The organism is Nonomuraea sp. B10E15 (assembly GCF_039871615.1).
GTDB lineage: Bacteria > Actinomycetota > Actinomycetes > Streptosporangiales > Streptosporangiaceae > Nonomuraea.
On the sequence record NZ_JBDPMB010000024.1, the window covers coordinates 94,996 to 115,053 of the forward strand.

The 20,058-nt window shown below is 71.0% G+C and carries 17 protein-coding genes; 8 read left to right on the forward strand and 9 right to left on the reverse strand.

Annotation, left to right across the window (positions count from 1 at the left end):
- Positions 1–3: 3 nt before the first annotated feature.
- Positions 4–1,560 carry an alkaline phosphatase D family protein gene (locus ABGB14_RS41615; protein ID WP_347649385.1) on the reverse strand — a complete coding sequence of 519 codons (1,557 nt, stop codon included), beginning with the start codon at positions 1,558–1,560 and terminating at the stop codon, positions 4–6.
- Positions 1,557–2,243 (reverse strand): FadR/GntR family transcriptional regulator, encoded by a 687-nt coding sequence (locus ABGB14_RS41620; RefSeq protein WP_347649386.1) that lies wholly within the window; start codon positions 2,241–2,243, stop codon positions 1,557–1,559. Before ABGB14_RS41620 ends, ABGB14_RS41615 begins: the two co-directional genes overlap by 4 nt.
- Before the next feature lie 107 nt (positions 2,244–2,350).
- Between ABGB14_RS41620 and ABGB14_RS41625 the strand changes: the two genes are divergently transcribed.
- From ABGB14_RS41625 to ABGB14_RS41645, 5 genes are all read left to right on the forward strand, one after another.
- Complete coding sequence (locus ABGB14_RS41625; protein WP_347649418.1) at positions 2,351–3,598, forward strand: extracellular solute-binding protein; 1,248 nt, start codon at positions 2,351–2,353, stop codon at positions 3,596–3,598.
- Positions 3,595–4,470, forward strand: coding sequence for a sugar ABC transporter permease (locus ABGB14_RS41630; RefSeq protein WP_347649387.1), 876 nt, complete (start codon positions 3,595–3,597; stop codon positions 4,468–4,470). The genes ABGB14_RS41625 and ABGB14_RS41630 overlap by 4 nt, the downstream gene beginning before the upstream one ends.
- Complete coding sequence (locus ABGB14_RS41635) at positions 4,467–5,303, forward strand: carbohydrate ABC transporter permease (protein WP_347649388.1); 837 nt, start codon at positions 4,467–4,469, stop codon at positions 5,301–5,303. Before ABGB14_RS41630 ends, ABGB14_RS41635 begins: the two co-directional genes overlap by 4 nt.
- Positions 5,300–7,276 (forward strand): beta-galactosidase, encoded by a 1,977-nt coding sequence (locus ABGB14_RS41640; protein ID WP_347649389.1) that lies wholly within the window; start codon positions 5,300–5,302, stop codon positions 7,274–7,276. The genes ABGB14_RS41635 and ABGB14_RS41640 overlap by 4 nt, the downstream gene beginning before the upstream one ends.
- 105 nt (positions 7,277–7,381) lie before the next feature.
- A complete protein-coding gene (locus ABGB14_RS41645) occupies positions 7,382–8,941 on the forward strand; it encodes a CBM35 domain-containing protein (protein ID WP_347649419.1) in 1,560 nt (519 codons plus the stop codon).
- A gap of 47 nt (positions 8,942–8,988) precedes the next feature.
- On the opposite strand, the gene ABGB14_RS41650 is transcribed toward ABGB14_RS41645, so the two are convergent.
- Together ABGB14_RS41650 and ABGB14_RS41655 are read right to left on the reverse strand one after the other, a co-directional pair.
- Positions 8,989–10,722, reverse strand: coding sequence for a protein kinase (locus tag ABGB14_RS41650; protein WP_347649390.1), 1,734 nt, complete (start codon positions 10,720–10,722; stop codon positions 8,989–8,991).
- Between the two features lie 9 nt (positions 10,723–10,731).
- Positions 10,732–10,968, reverse strand: coding sequence for a hypothetical protein (locus tag ABGB14_RS41655; RefSeq protein WP_347649391.1), 237 nt, complete (start codon positions 10,966–10,968; stop codon positions 10,732–10,734).
- A gap of 176 nt (positions 10,969–11,144) precedes the next feature.
- Here ABGB14_RS41655 and ABGB14_RS41660 point away from each other — a divergent pair, with 176 nt between their 5' ends.
- The gene (locus ABGB14_RS41660; RefSeq protein WP_347649392.1) at positions 11,145–12,407 is read left to right on the forward strand and encodes a hypothetical protein; all 1,263 of its coding nucleotides are present in this window, start codon (positions 11,145–11,147) and stop codon (positions 12,405–12,407) included.
- A gap of 159 nt (positions 12,408–12,566) precedes the next feature.
- On the opposite strand, the gene ABGB14_RS41665 is transcribed toward ABGB14_RS41660, so the two are convergent.
- The 4 genes from ABGB14_RS41665 to ABGB14_RS41680 are packed head-to-tail and all read right to left on the reverse strand — an operon-like array spanning position 12,567 to position 17,171.
- Positions 12,567–14,243, reverse strand: a complete 1,677-nt coding sequence (locus tag ABGB14_RS41665) for an urease subunit alpha (protein WP_347649393.1) — start codon at positions 14,241–14,243, stop codon at positions 12,567–12,569.
- Positions 14,240–14,854: an urease subunit gamma gene (locus tag ABGB14_RS41670; protein WP_347649394.1), complete on the reverse strand. Its 615-nt coding sequence runs from the start codon at positions 14,852–14,854 to the stop codon at positions 14,240–14,242. The genes ABGB14_RS41665 and ABGB14_RS41670 overlap by 4 nt, the downstream gene beginning before the upstream one ends.
- A gap of 8 nt (positions 14,855–14,862) precedes the next feature.
- Positions 14,863–15,861: an arginine deiminase-related protein gene (locus tag ABGB14_RS41675; RefSeq protein ID WP_347649395.1), complete on the reverse strand. Its 999-nt coding sequence runs from the start codon at positions 15,859–15,861 to the stop codon at positions 14,863–14,865.
- Positions 15,862–15,881: 20 nt separating this feature from the next.
- Entirely contained in the window at positions 15,882–17,171 is a 1,290-nt protein-coding gene (locus ABGB14_RS41680) for an MFS transporter (RefSeq protein ID WP_347649396.1), read from the reverse strand.
- Positions 17,172–17,270: 99 nt separating this feature from the next.
- Here ABGB14_RS41680 and ABGB14_RS41685 point away from each other — a divergent pair, with 99 nt between their 5' ends.
- A complete protein-coding gene (locus ABGB14_RS41685; RefSeq protein ID WP_347649397.1) occupies positions 17,271–18,419 on the forward strand; it encodes a helix-turn-helix domain-containing protein in 1,149 nt (382 codons plus the stop codon).
- A gap of 146 nt (positions 18,420–18,565) precedes the next feature.
- A complete protein-coding gene (locus tag ABGB14_RS41690; RefSeq protein WP_347649398.1) occupies positions 18,566–19,384 on the forward strand; it encodes a hypothetical protein in 819 nt (272 codons plus the stop codon).
- Positions 19,385–19,409: 25 nt separating this feature from the next.
- On the opposite strand, the gene ABGB14_RS41695 is transcribed toward ABGB14_RS41690, so the two are convergent.
- Positions 19,410–20,042, reverse strand: coding sequence for a pyridoxamine 5'-phosphate oxidase family protein (locus ABGB14_RS41695; RefSeq protein ID WP_347649399.1), 633 nt, complete (start codon positions 20,040–20,042; stop codon positions 19,410–19,412).
- Positions 20,043–20,058 lie beyond the last annotated feature (16 nt).

The window sequence follows — 20,058 nt, forward strand, 5'->3', positions numbered from 1 at the left end:
GCCTCACATGTCCTGCAGGGCCGGGTGGCCGGATTCGACGACGAACGATCTGCGCACCGACGCGGCGCCACCGGCCGTGGTGACCTTGTCCACCACCACGTAGTCGGTGGTCAGCGTGTCGGCGTCGGCCCGGCAGCGCACGTATCCGCGCTGGTTGTTGAAGAACTTCAGGTGGGGGTTGGAGGCCAGCCACTCCTGGCCTCCCGGCGTGTCGTCGGATCCGTCGCCGCCGGAGGTGATCGAGGTGCCGACGAACTCCACGCCCACGCTAGGCGAGCCGGGGTCGGCGTAGTCGGCCTTGAGCTCCGCGGCGCAGTTGACGTGGGCGTCGCCGGTGAGCACCACCGGGTTGGACACGCGGCGCTCGCCGATGCCGGTCCACAGCCGGTCGCGCGCGGCCGCGTAGCCGTCCCAGGTGTCGGGGTTGAGCTGCTGCAGCCCGGGGTCGGTGAGCCGGTCGAGCTGGAACATCATGACCTGGTTGGCCAGCAGGTTCCAGGTGCTCGACGAATCGGCGAGCCCTTTGAGCAGCCAGCGCTCCTGCTCCTCCCCCAGCATGGTGCGGGAGGGGTCGAGCCGCGCCCCGATGTCGATGGGGCTGCGGAACTGCCGCGCGTCCAGCACGAAGAAGCTCGCCAGCCGCCCGTAGCCGATCCGGTGGTGCATCGCCATGTCGGGCCCGACCGGCAGCGCGGAGGGACGCATCGGGTTGTTCTCGTAGAAGGCGCGGAACGCGGCGGCGCGGCGGCGCAGGAAGTTCTCCGGGGTCGCGCCGGTGGGCGACCGGTCGGCGCCCCAGTTGTCCTCCACGTCGTGGTCGTCGAGGGTGAAGAACCAGGGGGCGGCGGCGCGGGCGGCCTGCAGGTCGGGGTCGGTGGCGACGAGCGAGTGCCGCAGCCGGTACTGCGAGAGGGTCTGGACGAGCGCGCCGTGCGCGGGCGACAGCGGCGTGCCGCGCCTGCCTCCGGTGGCGCCGATCCCGTTCTCGTAGATGTAGTCGCCGAGGTGCCCGACGAGGTCGAGGTCCTGGGCCGCCATGTCGCGGTAGGCGGTGTAGAAGCCTGCGTCCCAGGCCTGGCAGGAGGCGAAGGCGAAGCTGACCGGCGCGGACGAGCGCGGGTCGGGCGCGGTCTTGGTACGGCCGACCGGGCTGTCGTCGGCGCCGGCGGTGAACCGGTACCAGTACGCCCGGCCGGGACGCAGGCCGTGCACCTCCACGTGCACGGCGTGCGCCAACTCCGGGCGCGCGGTCGCCACTCCTCTGCGGACGACCTTGCGCATCCCGTCGTCCTCGGCGACCTCCCAGCGCACCGGCACCTGGGTGCGCGGCATGCCGCCGAGCCCGTCGTCGGCGAGCGGCTGCGGGGCGAGCCTGGTCCACAGGACCACGCCGTCGGGCCGGGGATCTCCTGAGGCGACGCCGAGCGTGAACGGCGTGCCGGGCAGGGCGGGTGAGGAGTCGGTCCAGCCGCCGGGCACCTGGGCCACGGCGGCCAGCCCGGCCAGCCCTGCGGCGTAGGCGAGCATGCGCCGCCTGGAGGTCATGTGGGGGGTGGTCATAATGCGGCTTCGTCCTTTCCGGCCTGCGCGAGCAGGTCCCGCATGGCGGATTCTGCGGCGTCTGGATCGGCGCGGCGGACCGCGTCCAGGACCGCCCGGTGCGTGGCGGCGAACCCTGGGCGCTCGCCGCCGGCGTGCACCAGCCGGTCCCGCGCGTACAGCGCGGCGGCGATCACGATCTGGAGGCAGTCGAGCACCTCGTTGCGCGCGGCGGCGAGCAGCGTGCGGTGGAAGGCGATGTCCGCCTCGGTGTGCGCGACGGGGTCGGAGACGGTGTCGGCCATGCGGGCCAGCGCCGCCTCGAGGACGTCCAGGTCCTCGTCGGTGCGGCGCTGCGCGGCCAGCCGGGCGCCGGCCGGCTCCACCACGGCCCGGACCTCGGCGAGGTCGCGGAGCATCCGCTCGTCGCCGCGCTGGGTGAACCGCCACCGCAGGACGTCCGGATCGAGCATCGACCACTCGGCGCGGGGCCGGACGTACGTGCCGCGTTTCGGCCGCGCGTCCACGAGGCCCTTGGCCGCGAGGGTCTTCAGCGCCTCCCGCATCACCGTCTGGCTGACGCCGTAGTGCCTGGCCAGGGCGGTCGGGTCGAGCGTCCCCCCGGCGCCGGGATCGCCTCCGAGAATGCGCCGGCCGAGATCCTCGACGACCTCACCGTGCATGCCACGCCGTGGATAGCTCAAGGCCGCACATCCCTTCCGATCCCCTTATGAAGATGATAAAAGCATATTTTATGGTTATTTGGCCACGACGCTTGGGATCCCCCCTCCTCAGCCTGGCCGCGGTGGCGATGCTGCTCGTGAGCGCCTGCGGGGGCGGCGCCGCTCAAGCCGGACGGGATCCCGTCCGGCTCACCTTCTGGGCGTGGGTTCCAGGGATGGACAAGGCCGTCGAGCTGTTCAACCGCACCCACGACGACGTCCAGGTCACGCTGGACAACATCCCGCCGGGCCCGAAGGGCGGGTACGCGAAGATGCACGCCGCCGTGCTGGCCGGCGACGCCCCGTGCCTGGCCCAGATGGAATTCCAGGAGTTGCCGTCGTTCCTGCTCAACGTCGAGTTGATGGACCTCGGCCCTTATCTCACCGACGCCGACCGGGCCGACTTCCAGCGCAACACCTGGGACCTCGTGACGTACGAGGGCGGCACCTACGCCGTGCCCCAGGCGACCGGCCCGATGGCTCTCTACTACCGGGCCGACCTGTTCGACAAGTGGGGCATCGAGGTGCCGAAGACCTGGGCGGAGTACCGCGAGGCGGCCGTCCGGGTCCGCGAGGCCGACCCGGACGCGTACGTCACGAACTTCCCCGCCAACGACACCTCGCCCTTCATCAGCCTCGCCTGGCAGGCCGGCACGCCGTGGTTCGACACCCGCGGCGGCGTCTGGAACGCCAGGATGACCAGCCAGGAAACGCTGAAGGTGGCCGACTACTGGCAGGGCATGGTCAAGGACGGGCTGGTCAAGGTCAGCCCGCACTTCGCGCCAGGCTGGTACAAGGACCTCGCGTCCGGCCACCTGGTGGCGATCCCCCTCGCGCAGTGGGCCGAGGCCATCCTCGCGGCCAACGCGCCGGACACCGCCGGCAAGTGGCGGGCCGCGCCGCTGCCCCAGTGGGAGGCGGGCGGCAAGGCCTCCGCCAGCAACGGCGGCTCGTCCACCGCGCTGCTGCGCGGCTGCGAGCATCCCCGCGAGGCCGTCGAGTTCGCGTTGTGGATCAACCGCGACCCGCGCAGCGTCGCGATGCTGATCGAGAGCGGCTACGGCTGGCCCGCCGCGATCGACGGCATGTCCAGCCCGTCGCTGACCAAGCCCTCCGCGTTCCTCGGCGGGCAGCGTACCGACCAGCTGTTCACCGAATCCTCCAACCAGGTGCCGGGCGGCTGGGTGTGGTGGCCCGGCTACGAGGAGACCAGGCAGCGGCTCAACGACAGCTTCCCGCGGGCCGTCGCCGGCGAGGGCACCTTCGCGAGCGCGCTGCGGGCGGCGCAGACGCAGGTGGTCGAGCAACTGAGGGAGAAAGGGCTGAGGGCCCAATGAGGAAACGCACCGCCGCGGTGTTCCTGGCGCCGTTCGTACTGCTGTTCGCCGGGTTCTTCGTCGCACCCATCCTGTACGCGCTGGCGCAGAGCTTCACCGTCATCGAGCGCTCCGGCCTGCTCGGGCTGCGCGGCCAGAGCACGCGCTTCGCCGGCCTGGCCAACTACGGCAAGGCGCTGTCCGACCCGGGATTCGTGGAGAGCCTCGGCCGCATCCTGCTCTACGCGGCGATCATGGTGCCGCTGATGGTGGTCGGCTCCACGGTGCTGGCGCTGATCCTGGAGGCCGGCATGGCGCGCTGGCCGCGCTTCTTCCGCACCAGCTTCTTCCTGCCGTACGGCATCCCCGGCGTGATCGCCTCGATCATGTGGGGCTTCCTGTACGCGCCCGGCACGTCACCGTTCACCCCGGTGCTCAGCGCGTTCGGCATCGAGGTCGACCTGCTCGGACCGGGCACGGTGTTCTGGTCCGTCATGAACATCGTGGTGTGGTTGTTCGTCGGCTACAACATGCTGGTCGTGGTGGCCCAGCTGCAGTCGATCCCGCGCACGCTGTACGAGGCGGCCAGGATCGACGGCGCGGGACGGTGGGGCATCGCCTGGCGCATCCAGATCCCGCTGCTGCGTCCCGCGCTCGTGCTGATCACCGTGTTCACCATCATCGGCTCGCTGCAGCTGTTCAACGAGCCGCTGGTCCTGCTCCCGGTGTCCGGCGGCCTGTCCACCACCTACACGCCCACGCTGACCGCGTACCACGACGCGTTCAACGGCAACGACATGGCCCTGGCCGCCGCGGAGTCGATCATCCTGGCGCTGGTGACCGCCGTGCTGTCCTTCGGGTTCCTGCGCTTCGTGGGAAGGGGACGCCGTTGAGAACGATCAGCCTGCGCTGGCTCACCACCGTCCTGCTGCTGGTGCTGGCGGCGTACTTCCTGCTGCCGCTGTACTGGCTGATCGTGGCGGCCACCAAGAACACCGGCGACCTGATCAACTCCTCCCCGCTGTGGTTCGCCAACCCGCAGCTGTGGACCAACCTCGGCGACCTGTTCTCCTTCAGCGACGGGATCTACCTGCGGTGGATACTCAACTCGGTGATCTACTCCGGGCTCGGCGCGGCCGGCGCCACGCTCGTCGCCGCGTGCGCCGGCTACGCGATGGCCAAGTGCGAGTTCCGCGGCAGGGAGGCGCTGTTCAACGTCATCCTCGCCGGGGTGCTGCTGCCCACCACCGCCATCGGCCTGCCGCTGTTCCTGCTGATGTCGGACGTCGGCCTGGCCAACACCTACTGGGCGGTCCTGCTGCCCAGCCTGGTCAGCCCGTTCGGGGTCTACCTGTCGCGGGTGTACGCGGCCACGGTGCCGGACGACGTGCTGGACGCCGCCAGGGCGGACGGCGCCGGCGAATGGCGGATCTTCCTCACCATCGCCCTGAAGATCATGTCTCCGGCGCTGGTGACGATCTTCCTGTTCCAGTTCATCGGGATCTGGAACAACTACTTTCTGCCGCTGGTGATGCTGTCGGACAGCAGCCTCTACCCGCTCACCCTCGGCCTGACCAGCTGGCAGGGCTTCGCCGACCGGGAGCCGATCCTCCAGACGCTGGTGGTGGTCGGCTCGTTCGTGTCGGTCATTCCGCTGATCGTGTTGTCGGGGGCCCTCCAGCGGTTCTGGCGGGCCGGCCTGACCGAAGGGAGCGTACGCGAGTGATCCGCTTCGGCGGGGACTACAACCCCGAGCAGTGGCCGCGCCCGGTCTGGGCGGAGGACGCCGAGCTGATGCGCGACGCCGGCGTCAATTTCGTGACGCTCGGCATCTTCGCCTGGGCCCAGGTGGAGCCCGTCCCTGGCGACTACCGGTTCGCGTGGCTCGACGATGTCATGGACCTGCTGCACGACCACGGCGTGGCGGTGTGCCTGGCCACGATGACGGCCTCGCCGCCGCCGTGGCTGGGGCACCGCCACCCCGAGTCGCTGCCGGTCGACGCCGGCGGCGTGCGCCTGAGCTACGGGTCGCGCTGCCACATCTGCCCGTCGTCCACCGCCTACAGGGAGGCGGCGCGGTCCCTGGTCACCGAGCTCGCCCGGAGGTACGCGGGCCACCCGGCGCTGGCCGCCTGGCACATCGGCAACGAGTACGGCTGCCAGGTGCCCCGGTGCTACTGCGACCTTTGCGCCGAAGCCTTCCGCGACTGGCTGCGCCGCCGGTACGACACCCTCGACCAGCTCAACGAGGCGTGGACCACGACCTTCTGGAGCCAGCGCTACTCCGCGTGGGAGGAGATCCTCCCGCCCCGCCGCACCACCGGCATCCCCAACCCGGCGCACACGCTGGACTTCACCGCGTTCTGCTCCGACGCGCTGCTGGACTGCTACCGGCTCGAAGCGGACGTGGTACGCCAGGCCACGCCGGACGTGCCGGTCACCACCAACCTGTGCAACGTGGCCCCCACCACCGACTACCCGGCCTGGGCGGCGGAGATGGACGTGGTCAGCGGCGACTGCTATCCCGACCAGCGCGAGCCCGAGCCGCAGCTGCAGAGCGCGCTGTTCTTCGACGTGTGGCGCGGGCTCGGTGACGGCCGGCCGTGGTGGCTGCTGGAGCAGGCCACCTCCGCGGTCAACTGGATGGGCACCAACCCGGCCAAGAAGCCCGGCGGCATGCGGCTGGACAGCCTGCAGGCGGTGGCCCGCGGCGCGGACGCCGTGCTGTTCTTCCAGTGGCGCGCCTCACGCGGCGGCGCGGAGAAGTTCCACTCCGCCATGGTCCCGCACGCGGGCCCCGGCCATCCGCTGCACCAGGCGGTCCGCGACCTCGGCGGCGACCTGCGGTCGCTGGGCGCGGTCGGGGGATCGCGGGTGCGGGCCGAGACGGCGCTCGTGCTGGACTGGCGCAACTGGTGGGCGGTCGAGCAGGAGTCGCACCCGAGTGACCGGATCCGCATGATGGACCGGCTGCGCGACCACTACGAACCACTGTGGCGGCTCGGCGTCACCACCGACGTGGTGCGCCCCACCTCCGACCTGAGCGGCTACCGGCTGGTGGTGGTGCCCAACCTCTACCTGCTCTCGGCGGAGGCGGCGGCGAACCTGGCCGCGTACGTCGAGGGGGGCGGTCACCTGGTGGTGTCGTTCTTCTCCGGCATCGTCGACGAGAACGACCGGGTGTGGCTGGGGGGATATCCGGGGCCGCTGCGCGATCTGCTCGGCCTGTCGATCACCGAGTTCGACCCGCTGCACGCCGGGGCGAGCGTCCCGATCGTCGTGGACGGCTCGGAGTCGCCGGCCACGCTGTGGTCCGAGCGCATCGAGTTGGCGGGCGCCGAGGCGGTGGCCTCGTTCGGCGACGGATCCAACGCGGGTGGCCCGGCCGTCACCCGGCACGTCTACGGCTCAGGCGTCGCCTGGTATCTCGGCACCCGGCCGGACCCGGCGGTGATGCGGGAGCTGACCCGCCGCGCCGCCGCCGAGGCCGGCGTGACGCTGCCCGGCCTGCCGGAGGGCGTGGAGGCGGTCACCCGGGCCGGCGCGGATGGTGTGAGCCATCTGTTCCTGCTCAACCACGCCTTCGAGGAACGCCGCGTGCCGGTCCCCGGCGGCGGGAGCGTGCTGCTCGACGGCGAGCGGTCCGGCGATGTGCTCGTCCTGCCGCCTCGGGGGGTGGCCGTGCTGGCGGCCGGATGAAAGTTTCAGCGGCGGTTGACGGGGGGAAAGCGCTTTCCTACTGTGGCATCCGTTTCTGCTTTGCCCGGGCAAGGGACGCCGTACCCAACCCATTGGAGCAGCATGATGCGCCTCACCTCCGTCATCGCCTGCGCCGGCCTCTTGGCCGGCACGCTCGCCGTCGCACAACCCGCACACGCCGCACCCACCCGCTACGAGGCCGAGACCTCCCCCGCCGTCTGCAACGGCAGCATCGACAACAACCACTCCGGATATTCGGGCAGCGGGTTCTGCAACGGCGACAACGACACCGGCGGCTACGCCCAGTTCACCGTCAACGCCGCCACGGCCGGCACCACCACCCTCGCCATCCGCCACGCCAACGGCACCACCAGCGGCCGCCCCGCCGGCCTGATCGTCAACGGCGCCACCACCCAGACCGTCCCGTTCGCGGCCACCGGCGCCTGGACCACCTGGACCACCACGACACTGACCGTGCCGCTGAACGCGGGAAGCAACACCATCCGGCTCAGCCCCACCACCTCGAACGGCCTGCCCAACATCGACTACATCGACGTGGAGGCGGGCGGCACGACCGAGCCGCCCGCCGACACGTTGTACGTGGCGCCGGGCGGCAGCGACAGCGCGGCCGGGACGGAGTCGGACCCGACCACCCTCACCTCCGCGATCTCCCGCGTCGCCCCCGGCGGGACGATCTACATGCGCGGCGGCACCTACCGCTTCTCGCAGACGGTCACCATCCCGCAGGGCAACGACGGCACCTCCGGCGACCGCACCGAACTGTTCGCCCATCCAGGCGAGACGCCGGTGCTGAACTTCTCGGCCCAGAGCGAGGACTCGGCCAACCGCGGGCTGGCCGTGGGCGGGTCGTACTGGCACATCCGCGGCATCGTCGTCGAGCGCGCCGGTGACAACGGCATCCTGCTCGCCGGCAACAACAACATCATCGAGCGCACGGTGACGCGCTTCAACCGCGACTCGGGCCTGCAGCTCTCGCGCCTGGTCGCCGGGGCGCCCGCGGACCAGTGGCCCTCCGGCAACCTCGTCGTGAGCACGGTGTCGCACGACAACGCCGACTCCGACGGCGAGGACGCCGACGGCTTCGCCCCGAAGCTCACCGTCGGGCCCGGCAACGTCTTCCGCTACACGGTGTCCCACAACAACATCGACGACGGCTACGACCTGTTCACCAAGGACGACACCGGACCCATCGGCGCGGTGACCATCGAGGACTCCCTCGCCTACGACAACGGCACCCTGAGCGACGGCAGCCAGGCCGGCGACGGTGACCGCAACGGCTACAAGCTCGGCGGCGAGGACATCGGGGTCGACCACGTCATCCGGCGCAACATCGCCTACGAGAACGGCAAGCACGGGTTCACCTACAACCGCAACCTCGGCACGATGACGGTGTCGGGCAACGTCAGCATCGGCAACGAGGAACGCAACTTCAACTTCGACGGCGGCTCCTCGGTCTTCCGCGACAACACCTCGTGCGACAGCGGGTCGAACGACCGGATCATCGGTGACGCCGACGGCTCGAACCAGTTCTGGTCCGGCTCGAACGGGTCGCGCTGCTCGTCCTACAGCGGCTCGCTGAGCTGGTCGTTCGCCTCGGACGGCCGCCTCGTCGTGACCTTCGGCGGCAGGCAGGTGACGCCGTAACAGGCATCCCCGTGGCCGGCACGGCGGTGCCCTACCGGCCACGGGGGTCACTGGAGTGTGCTCCAGTCGCGCAGAGCTCTGGGGCCGTCGACCACCGTGTCGGCGTAGGTCTCGTCGGCGACGCGAATCTTCATGTACTGGGCGCCGGCGAACACCCAGTAGTCGTTCCGCTCTCCCGGCACGGGCATCGCCGCGTCGATCCCGTGCCTGAATGCGGGGTGCCGGTAGAACGTGCCGGCCCACCCGTCGAAGCCCGACGGCCCGAAGGCGACCTCGCCGCCGGGGCCCTCACCGGCCAGCCTGGTCCTGACGTACCGGTCACCCGCGAACACCCAGTACTGCTTCTGATCGTCCGGCGTGCGCATCACCGCGTCGATGCCGCCGCCGGCGAGCTCGCCGAAGGCGTCCGCCCAGTCGCGCAGCGGCCGCGGGCCCGTCACCAGCGTGTCGGCGTATCCTTTCTCGGCGCCGGCGATCCGCATGCGGAGGTACTGGCTGCCGGAGAAGACCCAGTACTCGTCCCGGGACCCGGGGACCCGGAGCGTCGCGTCGATCCGGTCACGGAAGCCCGGCAGGCTCTGGAACGTACCTTTCCACGCGTCGAGGTCCGAGGGCTCGGACAGGCGCTCGCCCACCGGGTAGCCCGAGGCCGACATGCGGGCCCGGAGGTAGCGGTCACCCGAGAACATCCAGTAATAGCCGGGGGCCTCGAGGTCGGGATCGTCCGGCACCGGCAGCACGGCGTCGGTGCGGGTCGGGTTCGTGGCCTTCGCCGCCGCGTCGGTGCCTGCCGGGTGCGCGGAGGTCCCGGCCGCGTCGGAGTCGGCGCCGGCTCCCGAGCGGCTCATCAGCGCGCCCGCTCCGACGGCCGCGGCGGCCAGGCCGGCCGCGGAAACCGCCGCCACGCCCAGCAGGCGGCGGCGCTGAACGGCGCCGGACAGCGAGAAGCGCTGCGTGTCCGGCGCCGTCGCGGCCAGGGGCCGCAGCATCTCGCTCGCCTGCTCGACGGAGGGACGATCGGCCGGGTTCTTCCGCAGCAACGCTTCGATGGAGGGACGCAACGGTCCCGCGCTGGCCGGGATGTCAGGTTCGTCGCGGATGACGGCGTTCAGCACGCCGACGGGCTCCGGACGGGCGAACGGGGAACGGCCGGACAGCAGCACGCACAGGGTGACGCCGAGCGAGAACAGATCGCTGGGCGGCCCCACAGGCAGGCCGCTCAACCGTTCGGGGGCGATGTACTCGAACGACCCCACCACGGCGCCGCTCGCGGTGAGCGACTCGCTCCCGGCCAGCGCCGCGATGCCGAAGTCGCAGAGGATCGCCCTGCCGTCGCGGCGCAGCAGGATGTTGCCCGGCTTGATGTCCCTGTGCAGCGCGCCGGCGGCGTGCACGGCCTCCAGAGCCGACAGCAGCTGCAGGCCGATCCCGGCGACGGCGGCGGGATCCATCGGCCCGTTGTCGGCGACGTGCTGCTTCAGCGAGGGCCCGTCCACGAACTCCATCACCAGCCACAACCGCTCGTCGTGGAAGACCAGGTCGTGGATGTTGACGACGTTGGGGTGGGAGATACGGGCGATGGCGTGCGCCTCCCTGCGCGCGCGGGCGGAGTGCTCCGCGCCCTTGTCGCCGGTTGCCCGCACATGCGTCTCCTTCACGGCGACCGTGCGGTTCAGGAGCTGGTCGGTCGCGCGCCACACGGTGCCCATGCCTCCGCTGCCGATGCGATCCAGCAGCACGTACCGGTCGGACAGCGCTAACGGCGTACGGTTATCAGCCACATGACCAACCTACTGATCGTCCGTGTTCCCGGTGCGGTGATCAGAGATCCGTATCAGCGCGAGCCGGCCGACCGGCTCGATCTGCTCCAGCTCGCCATGGTCAACCGGCTGGGGACGGCCCAGGCTGGCGACCGTGATCGAATTAGCGGAATTGCGCTGCTCCTCGACCGTGCGGAGGAGGCCGTCCAGCACCTGACGAGCGTGGCCGAGCTCCATCCCTATGACGAGCGCCCCGCGCCAGAGCACTCAACCATGGCAGCGGACGGCTCACGGGGACATCCATGGTGTTTGGCAGAATCGATGGGGTGTGCGTCCTTCAGTGCCTCTTCGTTACCGGCGGCACCCCGTACCGTGATATTGATGGGCGGCCGAGCTGAGCGCGCGACCCAAGGGGCGGGGTGTCTGACCTCGGTGGACCCAGAGTGGAACGGCGTCGTATTCCTGACGTCAGCTCGAAGATCGCCGGAAAAGTCCGGATTTCGCGAAGGGCTTCCATCAAGATGCGTGAGTCTGTCGTCGCCGTCTCCGCAGGAGTCGGACTGGCGCTTCTCCTGCTCGGCGGCCTCGTGGTGTCCATAGTGAAGTACACCCGCGCCCCGAACGTCGAGGAGCGCCCGCTCGCCATACCCACGACCGCGGATCTTTACCCGGCGGCCAGGCCGTTCACCAAACCGGAGAAGTGCGGCCTGGACGACGCCACCCTCGGGAAGCTGGTCCCCGGCGCCACCGACGATCCGGATGAGAATAGCTGCCTGTTCATGATCCCCCTCCGCGCCTCCGACGAATCTGGGCTGGACGGCCTGCTTCGGGTGGAATTTACGGCCGGCTCCCTTGCCGATGCCATGGACCACTACGACTTGGCGACCGATCAGGGGCGCCACAGCAGGCATGCCGTCGAGGGCACCTGGCAGCCGGTCATCGGGCTCGGCCACGAGGCGATGATCAGCTACGAAACAGACAGGACTTCCAGCGAGGCCGTGCTGCACTTCAGGTCAGGTGCGGTGTCCACGAAGGTGGAATACCAAATGACCCGCATCAAGGGTTATGCCGAGGAACCGCTCGGGGAGAAGCCCACCATGAACGGCGCTCTGGATGCCGCCTCCGAGGTGGCCGCGGCCATCGGCGCCAAGGTGGACGGCCCGGCGGTGGGCGCCAGGTCGGGTCGCCCCGAACCCGCCCTCACCGCGTCGGACCCGTGCGAGCTGGTCGGAGAGGCGGCTCTGCGGGCTGCCGGCGTCGATCCCGCCTCCCGCAGCGTCATGGGCGGACGCATGCGTGGTGTCACAGAGGGTTGCAGCTGGGGCTCTGCCTCAGACGACCGGTACACCTCCGCGGGAGTGTCCATCACGTCGTATCCCAACGGCCGCTATCGCGACGGAGCGGCGGAGGCGGACGGACAATTCATTCACTACTACCACGAATGGCGGAACGCCAGTGCCGCCTTCTACGCCCTGCGAGGTCCCGGCCAGAAAGCCATGGCCGACTACCGGATCGACACCAATGCGCCGCACGTGGGGACGCGCGGGGCGGCCAGGGTCGTGTTCACGGTCCGCAATCTCATGATCACGGTGTTCTACTCCGGCAACGCCGACGGCAAACCGCTCTCCGAGGAAGCCACGCTGAAACCAGCGCACGCCATCGCCGAGGCCGTAGCCGGCAAGTTACCGGCACGAGTGCCGGGGTGATCGGGCCGGAGCGGAATCCAGCCGGACCGGAGGCACGCACGTGACCGTTGACCTCATCCACCCCGCCTCCGGCGGCTCCCCCGCCTGCGCGGTTGAGGGCGCGCACGAGCCCGATCCGACCTCGGACAGGGCCGGCTCGCACAATCGTCACGGACCGGCTCACGCGAGATGCTGCACCTGGGTGAGCGGGAGCCGACTCGCCGGCGGCAGACCCACCGGCCCTCCGTCCACCAGGACAGGGCCGCCGTCGCGCGGCACGCGGACCTGCGGGACACGTGTGTTGAGGACCATGTCCTGGCGGGCCAGCCCTCGCGAGTCGCGAATCGGCAGGTAGCTCGCCCCGGCCGGCAGCGCACGCCGCGCGGCCGCGTCCTCCAGGGCCTCGCGGGCGACGAAGACGTGGGCCAGGCGCCGCGGCGCGTCGCCCATGGAGCCGAAGAACCGCCGGTACGCCCGCGGCTGACCCGCCCGCGTGGACGCCGCGCCGGACGCGCTCACGCCCCAGGCCACGAACCCCGACTTCACGACCAGCTCGGGCTTGGCGCCGAACCAGGCCGGGTGCCACAGAACGAGGTCGGCGACCTTGCCCGGAGCTATGCCGCCGATCTGGTCTGCCATCCCGTGCGCGATCGCGGGATTGATGGTGATCTTGGCGAGGTAGCGCAGGACCCGCTCGTTGTCGTGGCGGTCGTGACGCTCCGACACCGCCTTGGCGTGCGCCGCGAGCTGCCACGTGCGCCGGGCCGTCTCCCCGACGCGTCCCATCCCCATCGAGTCGGAGTTGACGATGCTGACCGCGCCGGCGTCGTGCAGCGCGTTCTCCGCCGCGATAGCGCTCGCCCGCACGCGGCTCCTGGTCACGTCGGCGTCTCCGGGCAGCAGCGCGTTCTGCCGGTGCACGGTCATCGTCATCGGGAACAGCTCCGCCACGGTGTTGACCGTGTACGGCAGCGTGGGCGTGGTCGAGGACGCCAGCACGTGCGGGTGGGAAAGGATCTCCAGCAGGTCGGGATGCCCGCCGCCGCCCTCGACGTGGTAGGCGTGCACCGTACGGCCCCGCGTCGCCTCGATCGTGTCGGACAGCAGGCCCGACTCGTTCAGCGAGTCGGTGTGCAGCGCCACCGGCAGGTCGGCGGCGTCGGCCACCGCGAGGCAGGTGTCCACGACGGCAGGCTGCGCGCCGAAATCCTCGTGCACCTTGAACCCACCCGCCCCGGCGAGGACGGCCGCCTCCAGCAGCGCGGGCCGCACCGACGAGCCGCGGGCCAGGAACGCCACGTTCACCGGCACCTCCCGCCAGGCCTCGATCATCAGGTCGAGGTTGCGCTTGGGGTTGACGCCGACGTCCCACACCCCGCCGAGGCCCATGCCGACCACGGTGGTCACCCCGGCGGAGAGCGCCACGTCGAGGAGCGCCGGGCTCGACAGGTGGACGTGGGAGTCGACCACGCCGGGGGTGACGATCATTCCCTCGGCGGGGATCATCGCCGTGTGCGGGCCGACCACGAGCTCGACGCCGTTCACTGCGTCGGGCGACCCGGCCCGGCCCAGCCCGGCGATCCTGCCGTCCTTGACGCCGATGTTGGTCTTGACCACGCCGAGCAGCGGGTCGAGGACGAGGGCGTTGGTGACGACGAGGTCCAGCTCCGAGCTGCGGGGGCCGCTGGTGAGCAGCAGTCCTTCCCGCACGGTCTTGCCGCAGCCGCCGAGCAGCTCGTCGCCGGCCTCGGTGTCGTCACGCTCGACCTCGACCACCAGCCCGGTGTCGGCCAGGCGCACCCGGTCGCCGGTGGCCGGGCCGTATACGGCCGCGTACGTCGCCCTGTCGAAGCTCATCCTTCGCCTCCAAGCGTGAGCCGGGGCGCGGTGGCCGTTCCTCCCAGCATGACCAGCCGCACGGTGATCGTCACCCCTGGCGGGAAACACAGGCTGCTGCCCGCCGGCACGTCCAGCCGGTGACCGCGCGCCGCCTCCCTGTCGAACGACAGCGCTGCGTTGACCTGCCAGAACGGATAGTGCGACGAGACGTGCACGTCGACGTCCGCGGTGTTGGTCACCTCGATCTCCATCCGGGCGCGGCCCGGCGCCGGTGCCGTCTGCTCCGCCGCCGGGAGGACGGCGCCCGGGTCCGCCGGATCCGGCTCCCGGCCCAGCGGGTCGTCGACGGCCACGAGCGCCGTCCCCGCCGGGAACAGCGCGTCCACCTCGACCCGGCGGACCAGCGCCGCGACACCGGGCCTGGCCTCCTCCGCGCGCACCGCGCCGCGGCCGGCCGCGATCACCGCCTCCATCGGCAGCCCGTCCCAGGCGGCCTCGAACACGGCGTCGGCGACCAGCGCCACGGCCTCGGGCGCGGACAGCTGAGCGCCCCTGTCGCGGCGGCGGCGGGCCAGCTCCGCCACGGTGAAGACGGTCAGGCGGTCGTGCTCCGCCGGAGTCAGATGCATTGGTCCCTCTACCAGTCGCGGACGAGTTCCATGGTCGAGCAGTGAATGCCACCGCCGTTCTTCAGGATCTCGTCGTAGGGCACCGGTACGATCTCCACGCCCTCGGCGACCAGCCGGTCGGCGGTGCGCACACAGTGCGCGGGAAACAGCAGCCGCCGCGGCCGGACCGTGAGCGAGTTGCAGGCGTACTGCTCCTCCGGGTGAGGCGAGACGACCTTGATGCCGAGGCTGTCCAGCCGGGCCAGGAACTCGTACGGTAGGCGGTGGGTGTTGGCCAGCGCCAGGTCCTCGCCGACCATGTGAAACTGCCCGTCCACGTGGATCGTATAGCCCGGCAGCGGCACGGTCACCAGCTCGATGCCGAGTGGTTCGAGGATCCCGGCGAGCTGCCGCGCGCCCTCGGGGTTACACCGGATCGACAGGCCGAACACCGCCAGGTCGCGCCGGAGCTTGACGAACGTGCCGCCCTCCGCGAGCCCCGCACCGATGATCGTGCCGAGGATCGGCATGCCGAGCCCGGCGATCGTCCTGGTCACCGACGCCTCCTCGCCGCGCCGCATCCGCGGGGCCAGGCGGGTGACGACGGCGCCGCCCGGCACGGTCAGCATCGGGTCGCGGGTGAAGACGGACTTGGTGTGGTCGGGCAGCTCGGGCGCCTCGACGACCTCGACGTCCTCGGCCCGCAGCGCGGCCACCAGCGCCGCGTGCTGCTCCATCACCAGTTCCATGTTCGGCGCCTTGTCACCGCGCCAGTACCACCGCCGTCCGGGATCGACCAGCGCTCCGGCGCGCGGGTCCCACGCGTCGGCGGTGATCGCGGCCAGGCCGCTGCTCGGACGGCGTACCAGCACCGTGCGCAGACGGCTCACCTCGTCCGCGGCGCCCCAGCGGCGGCCCCAGTAGCGCTCCAGCTCGGCCGGGTCCTGGAAGGGCGGCTCCGGCTCGGGGCCGACCAGCTTGTGGTAGTAGTGCTCGGGCTGCGCGCCGTCGTCGGCGATCGTGCTCATGGTCGAGTCCTTTCCGTACGTCACAGCTCCGCGACGCGGAGCCGCTTGGCCGCCACGGCGGCGAACAAGGTGATCAGCGAGAACACGCACAACATCGCCGCGACCGGCCACAGGCTCTCCCCTGTCGCGGCCAGCAGCGCGGTCGCGCCCAGCGGCACGAACCCGCTGATGGCCCCGGACACGTTGTACGACAGGCCCACGCCGGAGTAGCGCACCTCCCGGGTGAACATCTCGCTGAGCAGCTGCCCGCACGCGGCATAGCTGACCGACACCAGCACCACGCCGAGCACCAGCCCGGCCGCGACGCCCGCCGCGCTGCCCAGGCCGACCAGCCAGAAGATCGGGAACGCCGCCACGGCGGAGGCCGCCGCCCCCCAGACGGCCACCGGTCCCGGCCCGACGCGGTCGGCGATCCGGCCGAACGCCGGGTAGAGACACAGGTTGATGAAGGATCCGAGGGTGGCCGCGTTGAGCAGCACGGTACGGTCGATGCCCACGGTGTCCGAGCCGTAGTTGACGAGGAACGTGCCGCACAGGTAATAGCCGCCGATGCCGACGAACGACACCGCGATACCGGCGATCAGGCGCCCGCCGCTGGTGCGGACCAGTTCGACGAGCGGCCGCTTGGCGGCACGCTGCTGGGTCAGCATCTCCTGGAACACCGGCGACTCGTCCACCCTGCTGCGAACCCAGAGCGCGATCAGCAGCAGCGGGAAGCCCAGCAGGAAGGGAATGCGCCAGCCCCAGGACTCGAACTGCGCGTCCGGCAGGACGCTGACCAGCGCGAACACGGCCGTGGCCGTCAAGGAGCCGACCGGGGAGCCCATCTGCGGCATGACGCCGTAGATGCCGCGCTTCTCCTTTGGCGCGTGCTCGACCGCCAACGTCGCGGCGCCGCTCCACTCGCCGCCGACGGACAGGCCCTGCAGCAGGCGGAGCGTGGCGAGCAGGATCGGAGCCGCCACCCCGATCTGCGCGTACGTCGGCAACAGGCCGATGCACCCGGTGACGACGCCGATGAGGACGACGGTGACCATCAGAATGCGGCGCCTGCCGTACCGGTCGCCGAGGTGGCCGAAGACGGCCGCGCCGAGAGGCCTGGCGACGAAGCCGACGCCGAACGTAGCGAAGGAGGCCATCGTGCCCGCGAGCGGGCTCAGCTCGGGGAAGAACTGGCTGTTGAAGATCAGCGCCGCCGCCGTGCCGTAGACGTAGTAGTCGTACCATTCCAGCGCGGTGCCCGCGAAGGCGCCCAGTGCGACTGTTCGGGGGTTGGTTTCCGGCTTCGGGGGGTGAGCCGTGGGTTGCATAATGACACCCTGTCGTGCCTCTGATCTGCGGTTCAATCGCAAATCGGCACCCAGGTGCCGCCGTTAGACTGTGCATTCGCACAGCGGGAGGGGGCGCGGATGACGTCCGAAGTGGTCGACCGGCTCTCGCGCGAGCTGGTGCGCGACGTCGCCCCGCTCGCCGACCGTTTCGTCGCCGAGATGATCGGGATCGGCGCACCCTACGCCAGGACGGTCGTTCCCGAGGAGACCCTGCTGGCCGACGCCCGCCGCAGCCTCGAACTGATCCTGCGCCTCGTCGGGCGGCTGCCGGTGCCGGAACACGTCGCGGGCGCGTCCGCCGAGATCGGCGCGGCGCGGGCTGAGGCGGGGGTGCCGCTGGACACGCTGTTGCAGGCCGTACGCCTCGACGCCCGGGTCGTCTGGGACGAGCTGCGCCTGCGGGCCGGCCCCGGCGACCTGTCAAGCCTGGTGGCCGAGGCTCCGCGCGTGTGGGAGGCGGTGGAGCACCACTCCATGGGCATCATGGCCGCCTACCAGCAACGGGTGCTGGAGATGGCGCAGGCCCGGCAGGATGAGCGGGCCCGGTGGTTCGCGCGGCTGCTGGAGTGCGACGGCCGCCATCCCGACATCCGGCGGCAGGTGTCCACCGTGCTCGGGCTCGACGAGAGCGCGTCGTACGTGGTCGTGGCGTTCCCGCCGGGCCGCCTCGCGGCCCTTCGTCCCGTACGCGAGCAGCTCGGCGTCCTCGACGTCCGCGCGCACGAACAGGAGCGTCCCGCCGGGTCGATCGTGGTGCTGCAGCTTCCCGCGCGGGCGGGCGCCGCCGCGGCCGAGGGCTGGTTCGGCGGTGTCCGGTGCGCGGTGAGCCCTGCCGTCGAAGGCCTCGCCGAGGTGCCCAGGGCCGTGCGGCTGGCCGAGCTGACCCTGTACGCGCTGCCGCCGGACGCGTCCGGGCCCGTCGCCGCCCGCGATCTGTGGCCGGCGATCGCGGCGGGGACGCTCGGCGAGTTCAGGACCGACCTCGTCCGCGACGCGCTCGGCGGGCTGGGAGGGCTTCCGGCCCGTGACGTCGCCAGGGTGCTGGAGACCGTGGAGCGCTACCTGCGCACCGGTTCGGTCTCGGCGACGGCCCGGCAGCTCTACTGCCACCGCAACACGGTGCTGAACCGGCTGCGCCAGTTCGCCGTCGCGACCGGCCGCGACGTCATGGCCTCGGCCGACGCCACTGTCGTCACCCTGGCACTCCGGGCACGCACGTACGAGTGACCGGCTCCCCCGGCACCGGCGTGCACCGCGTCGAAAGCGAGAGCGTCCGCGTGGAGGGCCGATCCAGCTCGCCGCGCTCCGGCTTGACCGCCGATCTTCGGTGCACGAGATTGATCGTGACCTTCCACATCATCCGAGGAAACGTGATGAAACGAACCGTCATCGGCATCGTCGTGGTCACGGGCCTGACGCAGGTCACCGGTCCCGCGCAGGCCGCGCCCGGGGTCGATCCCGTCAAGGCAGTCGAGGCCGCGCTGCAGCCCGGCAGGACCGTCACCATCACGTCCACGGCGAAGACCGACCACGGCCGCGGTCTCTCCTACACCACCAGCGCGGACGGCACGATCGGGTTCGGCCCGCAGGACGAGATCGCCGCCGATCTGTCGCAGTCCATACGTTTCGGCAAGAAGGCTTCGAAGGGCATGAAGGACGACCTTGCCCTCGCCGCGATGCCCCTCAGGATCATCTCGTCCGGAGAAGACGACTATGTCTCGGGCGCCCTGGTGGACGCCGCACTGCCGCAGGAGAAGCGGTGGGTGCGTTACCGGGCCACGAACCTGCCGGCCAGCAACCGGCTGCTCGACGTCCTGGACAAGGCCACGCTCAGGGCCCTGGTGGCGCACCGCACCTCCTGGCGGGACGGAGTGCTGCGCGGGACGATCACTACCGGCGAGCTGGTCAAGGTGTCCCGTCCCTTCGTGTCGCGCTTCGGACTGCGGTCCAAGAGCGGGCGGGAGGGCAAGGTGTCCTACGTGCTCCGGCTCGGCCCGACCGGGCTCGTGGAGCGCCTGTCGGCCGAGGCCGTGCTCCCCTTCTACGACGGCTCCATCCGCGTCGAGGCGGACACCCGTTACTCCGGGTGGGGCCGCCGGGCCACCGTGCTCCTGCCGCGGGAAGGCGATGTGATCGACGGGGAGGAGCTGGGGGACGAGCTGCCGTACCCGTTGCCCGGCTGGGTCTCGTAGCCGGCATCCGAGGGCGCGCGGCAGGTCAGTACCGGTTCATCTTGGCGTCCAGGGCCAGACCGGCGTCGATCGCCTTGGCGGGGACCTTGAGGCCCATGTGATCCTTGGCGATCCGCCCGAGCGTGGGCAGGCTCCTGCGGTCCGGCCAGGTCTCCGGATCCCACAACGACGAGCGCAGGAACGCCTTCGCGCAGTGCATGTACAGCTCCTCGACGTCGACGAGGACCGCCAGCCGCGGCCGCTTGCCCTGGACGACCAGGTCGTCGAAGAAGGGGGCGTCCGACACGAGCGTCGCGCGGCCGTTCACGCGCAGGGTCTCGTTCATCCCCGGCACGAGGAACAGCAGCCCGACGTGCGGGTTCTCCAGCACGTTGCGGAAGCTGTCGAGCCGGTGGTTGCCCGGCCGGTCGGCGAGCGCCAGCCGGTGGTCGTCGAGGACCAGCACCGACCCGGCGGGGTCTCCGCGGGGTGAGACGTCGCAGATCCCGCCGGCGTTCGCGGTCGCCAGCAGCACGAAGGGCGAGTGCGCGATGATCGTGCGCGCGTGCTCGTCGATGCGGGCGATGTCCTTGTCCCAGATGGAGCGGGGCGGCTCCTTCAGGATCTCCCGGAGCTCGGCCTCGGTCGCCACGGTACGGATCTCGGAAGGATTCACCATTTTTATAAGGTATGCC

What these genes read in the sequence shown, in the direction of transcription:
- ABGB14_RS41615 (WP_347649385.1), bottom strand. Translation starts at nt 1,560, where the DNA reads ATGACCACCCCCCACATGACCTCCAGGCGGCGCATGCTCGCCTACGCC.
- ABGB14_RS41625 (WP_347649418.1), top strand. Translation starts at nt 2,351, where the DNA reads ATGCTGCTCGTGAGCGCCTGCGGGGGCGGCGCCGCTCAAGCCGGACGG.
- ABGB14_RS41630 (WP_347649387.1), top strand. Translation starts at nt 3,595, where the DNA reads ATGAGGAAACGCACCGCCGCGGTGTTCCTGGCGCCGTTCGTACTGCTG.
- ABGB14_RS41645 (WP_347649419.1), top strand. Translation starts at nt 7,382, where the DNA reads ATGCGCCTCACCTCCGTCATCGCCTGCGCCGGCCTCTTGGCCGGCACG.
- ABGB14_RS41665 (WP_347649393.1), bottom strand. Translation starts at nt 14,243, where the DNA reads ATGAGCTTCGACAGGGCGACGTACGCGGCCGTATACGGCCCGGCCACC.
- ABGB14_RS41670 (WP_347649394.1), bottom strand. Translation starts at nt 14,854, where the DNA reads ATGCATCTGACTCCGGCGGAGCACGACCGCCTGACCGTCTTCACCGTG.
- ABGB14_RS41675 (WP_347649395.1), bottom strand. Translation starts at nt 15,861, where the DNA reads ATGAGCACGATCGCCGACGACGGCGCGCAGCCCGAGCACTACTACCAC.
- ABGB14_RS41680 (WP_347649396.1), bottom strand. Translation starts at nt 17,171, where the DNA reads ATGCAACCCACGGCTCACCCCCCGAAGCCGGAAACCAACCCCCGAACA.
- ABGB14_RS41685 (WP_347649397.1), top strand. Translation starts at nt 17,271, where the DNA reads ATGACGTCCGAAGTGGTCGACCGGCTCTCGCGCGAGCTGGTGCGCGAC.
- ABGB14_RS41690 (WP_347649398.1), top strand. Translation starts at nt 18,566, where the DNA reads ATGAAACGAACCGTCATCGGCATCGTCGTGGTCACGGGCCTGACGCAG.
- ABGB14_RS41695 (WP_347649399.1), bottom strand. Translation starts at nt 20,042, where the DNA reads ATGGTGAATCCTTCCGAGATCCGTACCGTGGCGACCGAGGCCGAGCTC.